Source organism: Enterococcus sp. AMC1623 (assembly GCF_058216495.1).
In genome coordinates this window covers 1092951-1104266 of the sequence record NZ_CM177096.1, presented here as the reverse complement: position 1 = coordinate 1104266, position 11316 = coordinate 1092951, and the positions used below count along the sequence as shown (strand labels likewise).

At 34.4% G+C, this 11316-nt stretch carries 7 protein-coding genes; all 7 read left to right on the top strand.

What is annotated here, in order from left to right; translation table 11 throughout:
• Positions 1-434 precede the first annotated feature (434 nt).
• The 7 genes from glgB to AC4BC7_RS05450 all read left to right on the top strand — a co-directional run bounded on the left by glgB (position 435) and on the right by AC4BC7_RS05450 (position 11288).
• Entirely contained in the window at positions 435-2432 is a 1998-nt protein-coding gene (gene glgB, locus AC4BC7_RS05480) for a 1,4-alpha-glucan branching protein GlgB (protein WP_490504078.1), read from the top strand.
• Entirely contained in the window at positions 2429-3571 is a 1143-nt protein-coding gene (locus tag AC4BC7_RS05475; RefSeq protein ID WP_207940874.1) for a glucose-1-phosphate adenylyltransferase, read from the top strand. The genes glgB and AC4BC7_RS05475 overlap by 4 nt, the downstream gene beginning before the upstream one ends.
• Positions 3561-4700 (top strand): glucose-1-phosphate adenylyltransferase subunit GlgD, encoded by a 1140-nt coding sequence (glgD, locus tag AC4BC7_RS05470; RefSeq protein WP_207940873.1) that lies wholly within the window; start codon positions 3561-3563, stop codon positions 4698-4700. Before AC4BC7_RS05475 ends, glgD begins: the two co-directional genes overlap by 11 nt.
• 3 nt (positions 4701-4703) lie before the next feature.
• On the top strand, positions 4704-6134 hold the full coding sequence (glgA, locus tag AC4BC7_RS05465; protein WP_490504075.1) for a glycogen synthase GlgA: 1431 nt from the start codon (positions 4704-4706) through the stop codon (positions 6132-6134).
• An 83-nt stretch (positions 6135-6217) separates the two neighbouring features.
• Positions 6218-8662 carry a glycogen/starch/alpha-glucan phosphorylase gene (locus tag AC4BC7_RS05460; RefSeq protein ID WP_490504073.1) on the top strand — a complete coding sequence of 815 codons (2445 nt, stop codon included), beginning with the start codon at positions 6218-6220 and terminating at the stop codon, positions 8660-8662.
• On the top strand, positions 8643-10514 hold the full coding sequence (locus AC4BC7_RS05455) for a glycoside hydrolase family 13 protein (RefSeq protein WP_490504071.1): 1872 nt from the start codon (positions 8643-8645) through the stop codon (positions 10512-10514). The genes AC4BC7_RS05460 and AC4BC7_RS05455 overlap by 20 nt, the downstream gene beginning before the upstream one ends.
• Positions 10515-10628: 114 nt before the next feature.
• Positions 10629-11288: a hypothetical protein gene (locus tag AC4BC7_RS05450; protein WP_490504069.1), complete on the top strand. Its 660-nt coding sequence runs from the start codon at positions 10629-10631 to the stop codon at positions 11286-11288.
• Positions 11289-11316 lie beyond the last annotated feature (28 nt).

Genomic DNA, 11316 nt, shown 5'->3' with positions numbered 1-11316 from the left:
TAGTTATTTTTATCAGTAGAGGTTATTCATTGGAAAAAATTTTTTGAGAATATTTTTATTGTTTTGTGAAAATGTTAAGAAAAAATGTTCGTGTTTTAATGTATTTTTTTTGTTTTTGAAATGAAACTATTTTCAATAGCTGTTTTGACAGTGTTTTCATAATATTTATTTGTGAAAAATGAAAGGAAATAAGTTTTAAAATTCATTCTTGAAAAATGAAAATTTTTCCGTAAATAACATTTTTTTATTGAGAATTTTAAATAATATTATTCCTGCGTTATTTTAAATAATGTTGTTAATTTTTATTTTAAAAGATTAAAAATATGATATAATCGTATTAGAAATCAAAAGACAATAGGGTTACATGGCTTTTCGATTTTTTTTATTTTTAGCATTAATAGTTATTTATTTATAAAGCGGTTAGGAGTTTTTGCATGAGTGTGAAAGACAAAAAGTTTTTAGAAGCTGAACAACGATTTTTAACCGGAGAAAATTTTTACGCTCAACATTTATTGGGAGTGCACAAAGAAGGAGAGAACTATATTTTTCGTGTTTGGGCACCAAATGCACAAAAAGTATGGTTAGTTGGCGATTTTAACGAATGGGACGATTCTTTGCCTATGGAAATACGCAAAGTATCAGGGATTTGGGAAGTAGCAACTTCTCTTCCTAAAGAAGGCGAAAAATATAAGTTTAAAATTTGTCAAGCCGATGGAAGGGAGATTATGAAAATCGATCCCTTTGCTATCAGGTTTGAAGAGCGACCTGGTATGGCAGCAGTCTTGCATACGGTTCCAACTAAAACTTGGAAGGATGGTTTATGGCGTGGACGACAAAAAAGACGTAATACATTTAAACGTCCATTAAACATTTACGAAGTCCATGCAAGTTCGTGGAAACAACATTCAGAGGGCACACCATATTCATTTGCTGATTTAAAAGATGAACTCATTCCTTATGTGAAAAAAATGGGGTATACCCATATTGAATTTATGCCATTGATGGAACATCCACTAGGTATGTCTTGGGGGTATCAATTGACCGGTTATTTTGCATTGTCTTCGTATTACGGTACACCAAAAGAATTCCAAGATTTTGTCGAGGAATGTCATTTGAACAATATTGGCGTATTTGTCGATTGGGTTCCAGGTCATTTTTGTATTAATGATGATACATTACCTTATTATGATGGTACACCGACATTTGAGTATGAAGATCCGAACCGAGCGAAAAATAATCGCTGGGGTACTATTTGTTTTGATTTAGGAAAACCACAAGTCCAAAGTTTTTTAATCTCAAGTGCTTTGTTTTGGCTTGAAATGTACCATATTGATGGGATACGTGTAGATGCAGTTTCAAGCATGTTATATCTAGACTACGATGATGGACCTTGGACACCAAATCATGAAGGTGGTAATCGGAATTTTGAAGGATTTTATTTCTTACAAAAATTAAATGCCGTAATTAAACTTGCATATCCCGCAACAATTATGATGGCGGAAGAGAGTAGCTCTGAAACCAAAATTACAGGATTAATCGAAAATGATGCGTTAGGATTTGATTATAAGTGGAATATGGGATGGATGAATGACGTCTTACGTTTTTACGAGATGGACCCATTATTCCGTAAAGATAACTTTCGTTTATTGACATTCTCATTTATGTATATGATGAATGAAAATTATATATTAGCTTTTTCTCATGATGAAGTTGTTCATGGAAAGAAAAGTTTGATGCATAAAATGTGGGGAGATCGGTATAAGCAATTTGCGCATTTACGAAATATGTATACGTATATGATGACGCATCCTGGGAAAAAACTTCTCTTTATGGGAAGCGAATTCGGACAATTTCTCGAATGGAAATATGATGAGCAATTGGAATGGGAAAACTTAGACGATGACATGAACCTCAAAATGCAACACTTTACAAGTACATTGAATCACTTCTATGAAAAAGAGCCTGCCTTATGGGAATTAGAAGACAGTCGTGAAACAATTGAAATTATCGACGCAGATAATTTAGAGGACACGGTCCTTTCTTTTATTCGTAAAGGCAAAACAAAAAAAGATTTCTTGATTGTCGTTTTAAATCTTGCACCGGTAGAACGACATGATTTTGTAATAGGTGTTCCTTATCCAGGTACGTATCAAGAAATACTTAATACAGAAATGGAGGAGTTTGGCGGAACGTGGACTAAAAATAACGATGATATGCAAACGATTGAGAAATCATTTAAGCAATTTGATTATCAAGTTCAAACCGTTTTACCAGCATTAGGCGCACTAATTATTCGTCCGAAAGATGTTAATGTACGAATAAAGAAAAAAGTCAAAAAAGCAACAAAAGTAACTAACGGAATAACAGCAACAAATGAAATACAAGCAAGTAAGTTGAAAGGGGGCAAGGTGAATTCTTCACCGAAAAAATGAAAACAGAAATGGTAGCCATGATTCTTGCGGGAGGGCAAGGTACGCGACTTGGCAAATTAACCAAAAATATGGCTAAACCCGCAGTTCCTTTTGGAGGAAGATATCGTATTATCGATTTTACTTTAAGCAATTGTGCAAATTCAGGAATTAATAATGTAGGTGTAGTCACGCAGTATCAACCTTTGGCGTTAAATCATCATATTGGAAATGGTGCAAGTTGGGGCTTAGACGGAATTAATGCAGGTGCAACTATTTTACAACCTTACTCAAGTTCTGAAGGTAGTAAATGGTTTGAAGGAACAGCGCATGCGATTTATCAAAATATTTCTTATTTAGATCAATTAGATCCACAATATGTCTTAATCCTATCTGGAGACCATATTTACAAGATGGATTATGAAGAAATGCTTGAAAATCATAAACGTAACAATGCTTCTTTATCAGTTGCTGTTATTGAAGTACCAATGAAAGAGGCGTCTCGTTTCGGTATTATGAATACAGATGATAATGATCGTATTATTGAATTTGAAGAAAAACCAGACGAACCAAAGAGTAACCTTGCATCAATGGGGATCTACATTTTCAACTGGGGTCGTTTAAGAAATATTTTAACGACAAGTTATGCAAAAGATAGTTCAATGAATGACTTTGGTAAACACGTTATTCCTGCTTACCTAGATAGCGGTGAAACAGTGGTTGCTTATCGTTTTGATGGATATTGGAAAGACGTGGGTACAATTGATTCTCTATGGGAAGCAAATATGGAATTTTTACGTCCTGACATGGAATTAAATATTCGTGATAAAGCATGGCGTATTTATTCTAAAAACCCAATTTCACCACCACATTTCGTTACGGAAACTGGCTCAGCGAAAAACTCCTTGATTTCTGATGGTTGCTATATTGCAGGGGATGTTAATCACAGTGTCTTATCAGATGATGTACAAGTAAAAGAAGGTGCAAAAATTACAGACAGTATCGTGATGTCTGGTGCAACAATTGGTAAAAATGTATCAATCCACAAAGCAATTATTGGGGAAGATGCGATTATTGGCGATAATGCTGTAATCGATGGAACAGAAGAAATTGCTGTGGTTGGCTATTCTGAAGTGATTGGAGTGACTGTTGATGAGGACTAATAAAATGTGTGCGCTTGTTGGAAATTTGCATCGTTATGATGATTTATTACCATTAACTGCAAATCGTCCACTATCTACTTTACCGTTTGATGGTAAGTATCGTTTACTTGATTTCAATTTATCTAGTATTGCAAATGCAAATATTAAATCATTGTTTATGGTGTTTAATGAAGGTGAAACACAATCCGTATTTGACCATATTGGTGGCGGAAAAGAATGGAGTTTAGATGGTATTCAAAACCGCTTCTTCATTCATATTTATCAAGATTTTATCCGTCGTGCTGACAACAATAGTAGTTATTATGATTTAGTTATTGATTATTTGAAAAAATCAAAATCTGAATATGCGGTATATATGGGTAGTAAAATCTTAGTGAATATTGATTTACGAGCTTTATTACACATTCATCAAGCACATGGCAATGACATGACGGTTGTTTATAAACGTGTACCTAAGAGTCTTTTATATAAAGAAGACATTGTGATTAACTTAGGCGAAGATAACCTGATTGATAAAACTTCTTTAGTGAAAGATACCGAAATACAAGATGTTGTAAATCTATGTGCGGATATTTTTATTATCAAAACAGAAAAATTAATTGAAATTTTACTTGAGAAACAATCTAAAAATATTTTAGGAAATGTTGAAAGTTTCTTACGTGAACGTATTTCAAAAAGTACGTATGCTTATGAATACACAGGCTATTTGAACAATATTTATGATATTCAATCTTATTATCAAGCAAATATGGATATGTTAGATACTCAAAAATTCACGTCGTTATTGTATTCAAGCCAAAAAGTTTATACAAAAATGAAAAATGAAGTACCAACATATTATTCTGAAACATCGATTGTTAATAACAGTCAATTTGCAACAGGATGTATGATTGAAGGTCAAATAGAAGATTCTATTATCGGTCGTGGTAGCGATATTGCAGAAGGTGCAAAAGTTACTGGATCATTAATTTTCCCAAGTAATACAATCAAATCAAATGCAGAAGTTAGCTACGCAATTTTAGATAAAAATATTGTTGTAGAAGAAGGTGTGAAGATTATTGGCACACCAGAAAAACCAATCGTTGTTAAAAAAGGAACGCATGTAACAGCAGATATTATTGGAGGTTAGAAAATGAAACTTCTATTTGCAGCAGCTGAATGCGCCCCGTTTTTTAAAACAGGCGGATTAGGCGATGTAGCAGGTGCACTACCAAAAGAGTTAACGAAAAAAGGTATTGAAACAATAGTTGTCTTACCTTATTTCACTAAGATGCCTCTGAAATATAAAGAGCAATGTGAAGATGTATTGAACTTTACGATCTCTGTTGGATGGCGTAGCCAGTATTGTGGTGTGAAACGTCTGGAACTAAATGGCGTAACGTACTATTTTATTGATAGCTTGTATTACTTTGATCGTGAAAGTTTATACGGTTATTATGATGATGGTGAGCGCTTCGCATTTTTCCAAATGGCAATTATTGAATTGATGGAAAGAATTGATTTTATTCCAGATGTTCTACATGTCAATGATTACCACACAGCAATGATTCCATTTTTATTAAAAGAAAAATATAATTGGATTGAAGCTTATCGCAATATTCATACGGTGCTAACAATCCATAATATCGAATTCCAAGGTCAGTATAGTGGCAACGTCCTGCCAGATTTATTTGGCATGGGAAGAGAACGGTATGATGATGGAACCATTCGGATGGGCGATGCATTAAACTTCATGAAAGCTGGAATTTTATATTCAGATCGTGTAAATACGGTAAGTCCTTCGTATGCCAATGAAATCAAGACTCCAGAGTTTGGTTCTGGACTTGATGTGATTTTGCGTATGGAAAGTGGCAAATTAAGTGGAATTGTAAATGGAATTGATTACGATATCAATAATCCTGAAACAGATCCTGCTTTGGTGAGCGCATACTCTGTGGATGATTTATCCGGTAAGGCAGCGAATAAAGAAGACTTGCAACGTTTAATGGGTCTACGTCCAATTAAAGAGGTACCATTAATTGCAGTTGTTAGTCGTTTGACTTATCAAAAAGGTTTCCATCTAGTATTAGACGAATTAGAAAACTTATTACAGTTTGATGTTCAGTTTGTTCTATTAGGAACAGGCGATCCAGTCTTTGAAAATCGATTCCAATCGATTGCTGAAAGATATCCTGAAAAGTGTTCCGTTAGCATTTCTTTTGATGTTCAGCTTGCTCAAAAAATGTATGCCGGAGCGGACATTTTCTTGATGCCATCTGCATTTGAACCTTGTGGCTTGTCACAAATGATTTCAATGCGTTATGGAACATTACCTGTTGTTCATGAAATTGGTGGTTTACGAGATACCGTTGAACCATTTAATCCGATAGAAGGCACAGGTACAGGATTTGGATTCCAAGATTTTACATCATATAATTTAATGCAGTGTTTACAAAAAGCTATTGATTTATACTATTCTTCACCAGAGGCTTGGGATAAATTACGTCGCAATGCGATGTCAAAAGATTTCAGTTGGGAAACTAGCTGTGACGGATACCTTGCTTTATATGAGAGCATAGTGTAATAAAATAAAAAAAGTTTTAGAAACAGGCAGACTGAGGCGTTGAATTATTCAATGTTTCAGCCTGTTTTTAGAAACAGGGGGTAATGACCATTTTAACAAAGGAAAATTTAAAAGAAGAATTGCGACAACGCATAAGAGAAAGCTATGCAGTAGAATTAGAAGATGCCTCAGCAGATGAGTTGTTTTTTACTTTAGGTAGTTTAGTGAAAGCTATTTATAACGATAACTGGCGGGAAACTTGGAAAAATTATTTAAAGGAAGAACAAAAACAAGCTTATTATTTCTCCATTGAATTTTTACCAGGCAAAATGTTAAAAAGTAACTTGCTAAATTTAGGATTATTAGATTTAGTGCGTGAAACATTGTCAGATTTAGATGTAGACTTGGATGATTTAGCAGATGTTGAAAAAGATATGGCACTTGGAAACGGTGGTTTAGGCCGTTTAGCTTCATGTTTTATGGACTCTATTGCTTCAAGTGGTTTACCTGGAAACGGAAATGGTATTCGTTATGATTACGGCTTGTTTAAACAACAATTTGTTGATGGCTATCAAGTGGAATTACCTGATGAATGGCTAAATAATGGGAATGTATGGGAAATCCGTCGCCCGAGTAAAGCAGTCAATGTACATTTTGCAGGAAATGTTTATTTAAAAGAAAATGAACATGGGCAATTAAAACCTGTTGCAGAAAATGAAATTATCTTACGTGCAGTTCCATATGATACTGGAATGGTAGGTTATCAAAATGGCATTGTAAACACTATGAGTTTATGGAGTGTTGAAATTCCGGCTTCAGAAGAAGGTAAATATAAGAGTATCGAAGAACGACGTGTATATGAAGATTTAACGGCTGTATTGTATCCAGATGATTCAAATGAAAGAGGCCGTATGACTCGCTTGATTCAAGAATATTTCTTTGTTTCAGCAGGGGTACAAAGTATTGTGCGTTATTTCCAAAAATTAAATAAACCTTGGTCTGCATTAAGTGAAAAAGTCGCAATTCATATCAATGATACACATCCAGCATTATGTATTCCAGAATTAATGCGTATTTTAATCGATGAGAATGACGTTAATTGGGAACAAGCATGGGACATTACTGTTAAAGTTATGAGCTATACAAACCATACTATTATGGCAGAAGCTCTAGAAAAATGGCCAGTTTATTTGATGAAACAAATTGTTCCGCGTATGTATCAAATTATTGAAGAAATTGATCGTCGCTATGTTGATTCAATGCGTGGTATCCATCCTGAAGATTTAATTCAACGCACACGTATCATTCAAGGCGATCAAGTACACATGGCTAATTTATCGATTATTGGTAGTCATAGTACCAATGGTGTCGCAAAACTGCATTCTGATCTATTAAAATCAGTTGTGTTACATGATTTCTATTTAGTTTATCCAGACCGTTTTAACAACAAAACAAATGGAATTGCACAGCGTCGTTGGTCACAATTAGCTAATGAGCCTTTATCTCATGTATTAGATGAAACGATTGGTAAAACATGGCGTAAAGATTCGTCTGACTTGAAATTATTGATGAATTATCAAAATAATGAAAAAGTGCTGGGTAAATTAGCTGAAGCTAAGCATCAAAAGAAAGAAGAATTGGCAGAATACATTCAAGAAACAACTGGAATTACTGTATCTCCAAATGCAATTTTTGACGTACAAATCAAACGTCTGCATGCGTATAAACGTCAGTTATTAAACTTAATGCACATTCTAAAATTGTATTTTGACTTGAAAGATAATCCTGAGTTAGATATTCATCCACGTGTGTTTATCTTCGGTGCGAAGGCTGCACCAAGTTATACCTATGCCAAAGCAATCATTAAGACCATTAATGAAGTGGCAAATATGATTAACAACGATGCTTCTATTCAAGATAAAATTAAAATTGTCTTTTTACCAAACTACAATGTTTCCTTAGCAGAACGTATCATTCCAGCAGCAGATGTGAGTGAACAAATCTCATTGGCATCAAAAGAAGCATCTGGTACAAGTAACATGAAGTTAATGTTAAATGGTGCTGTAACAGTAGCAACTTTAGATGGTGCGAATGTAGAAATTCGAGATGCTGTAGGCGATGAAAATATTTGTATTTTTGGGTTAACTGAAGAAGAAGTGTACGCATATTATGAAAATCATGAATATTACTCTCACCAAATCTATGATGAGAACCCGGTAATCCGACGCGTAGTGGATGCCTTTATTGATGGAACTATTCCAAATATTGGGTATGAAGGACGCGAAATTTATGATTCATTACTTCGCTACAATGATGAATATTTCTTGCTGCGTGATTTTGATGATTATTGTCGAGCGCAAGAAAGAATTGATGCAACTTACAAAGATCAATCATTATGGCGTAAAATTAGTCTAGTAAATATTGCAAATGCTGGACGTTTTTCTTCTGATGATACTGTAAGACTATATGCAGAAGATATTTGGCAAATTGAACCAATTTTTGCCCATACAGAAAAAGAGGGAACCAGCAATGTCTTTAATCCGTTTTAATCCTTGGCAAAGCTATCATAAACATCCTTTTGGAGCAGTCAAAGAAAATGGACTCGTGCGATTATCTATTGAGGTAATCGCCGAGGACATTTTACAAGTTTATTTGGTTATGCATAAGGATCATCAACCAGAACAACGAATTTTTATGGAAAAACAAGAAGAAGGCTTTTACTCATATGAGTATTTCTTTAATCAAGGGAAAGGTCTTTATTTCTATCATTTTGAAGTGCATACGAAAGTAAACGATCAAGTGTTTGTTGAATATTATGGTGCAAGTGAACAAGGTGGAGAAGGCCGTTTGTATGATGAACCAGCCACTATTTGGGATTTTCAAATTACTTGCTATAAAGAAGCAGAACGCACACCAGACTGGTATCGTAATGGAATTTTTTATCAAATATTTCCAGATCGTTTTTTCAATGGAAATAAAGATAAAAAAATTAATTCACCCAAACCAAACACGTTTATTTATGCAACTGAAGAGGATGAACCATTATATGTAAAAGGTCCAAATGGCGATATTTTACGTTGGGACTTTTTTGGAGGGAATTTACAAGGAATCATTAAAAAAATTCCGTACTTAAAAGAGCTAGGGATAACAGGAATTTATTTAAACCCTATCTTTGAAGCGTGTAGTAATCACCGCTACGATACATCTGATTACTTTAAAATTGATCCTGTTTTAGGCACGGAGGAAGATTTTAAAGAATTAATTGATATTTTACACATAAATGATATGCATCTTATTTTAGACGGCGTGTTTAGTCATGTTGGACAAAATAGTCGTTATTTCAATGCAAACGGTACTTATGGCACACATGTTGGCGCATTTCAAAATCGTCATAGTGAATATTTTTCTTGGTTTAATTTTATTAATTATCCAAATGAATATGAATCATGGTGGGGAATTAAAGATTTACCAGAAGTCAATAAGCACGACCCAGAGTTCCAAAAGTTTATTTTTGGAGAAGAAAATAGTGTGTTAACGAAATGGAATCAACTGGGTGTTGATGGTTGGCGCTTGGATGTTGCTGACGAATTACCCGATGAGTTTATTGCAGGTATTCGCAAAAACTTAAACAATTATGAAGATCGTGTATTAATTGGCGAAGTATGGGAAGATGCTTCAAATAAAGTATCTTATGATGTACGACGTGAATATATCTTAGGGGATCATTTGCAAGGCGTGATGAACTATCCATTGCGTGATAGTGCCATTGAATTATTGAATGAGACAAGCTCCCCAGAACAAATTGCGAAGTCATTGACAAGACTATATGAAAATTATCCACGGGATATTTTTTACAATAATTTGAATAATATTGGTACTCATGATACGGAGCGTATTTTGACTATGGTTGGCAACCATACAAAAAAATTAGATTTAGCATTTGGGTTTATGTTTTTATCTCCGGGTGTTCCATGTATCTATTATGGCGATGAGGCTGGTTTGACTGGAGCGAAGGATCCTGAAAATCGCAAATTTTTCCCTTGGAGCCAAATCGATCGTGAAATATATGATAATTGTCGGAAATGGGTAGAATATCGTAATAATTATGAAGTATTAATTCATGGTGATTTGAGTTTCTTCTATACAGATGAATTATTTGGTATTTTAAGAAGAGATAAGAATGAATATGTAGCTGTGATAATGAATCCAACTAATTATCCAAAACATGTTAATAAAAAACTACATTTTATTGCAGAAGAAACATCTTTGACCCAAGAAGTGAACCGTCGTTTGGTTGGACGCTCGATTGCTGAAAATAGTTATATTTTAATCAGTAGCAAAGAGAAGAAAGAAAAAATTGAACGTTTCCAAATGAATCAAGAACAATTACAACTTGTATAAACTTACGACAGAGCGCAGACATCTTGTTTGCCTCTGTTTTTTAGGATTAGAGCTGTTGAAGCATGGATATTTATGTTATCATAAAAAAAAACCGTGATAAAAGGAATGAAAGTAATGGCACAATATGAAGAAATTAAACGAAAGCATGCACGTTTTCCAGCTTATTCAGATGAGGCAGGCGTAAAATTGCAGCCTAAGAATAAACGACCTACTTTTAAAAGTGATGATAATTGGATTCTTACAGAAGCAGCGAAGCATTCACACACAGTTTCTGTTGAAAATAATGAAGAACGTTCATTACGTCGTTCACCTCGGGTAAGTCAGGAAAAAGCAGGACAGAGCATTCGTCAACGTGATGAATTAAGTAGGCATCGTCAGAATTTACCCAACTATAATAAAAAGTATCAGCCCGAAGTAACACCAACAGGGAAAAAGCGTTTGTTTGGAGATACAGTTGCGCACAGTACGTATCAGGTGACAGAAAAAAGAGCAGAAACGGTCACGCGTCCATCGATTAACAAAGAAACGACTGAAAAATCGCCATTTGTTCCTAAATATATTCCTACATCAATTATTCAAGACGAATATGCACCTGCAATTTCTGAAGAGGATTTGATGAATTCTATGAAAAAAGACGAGTATCTCTTATTTGATACAGAACCTGCTGCGTATCAAACTCGCAAAGATACCGATCCTGCTGTTCGTAAATTCAATTCCAATTCTTCTGTCAAAATGACTCGCAGTCAATATCGTGCAAATTCAAAGAAAAAGTAGAAAAAATAAGGAAATCTATTTGCATTCA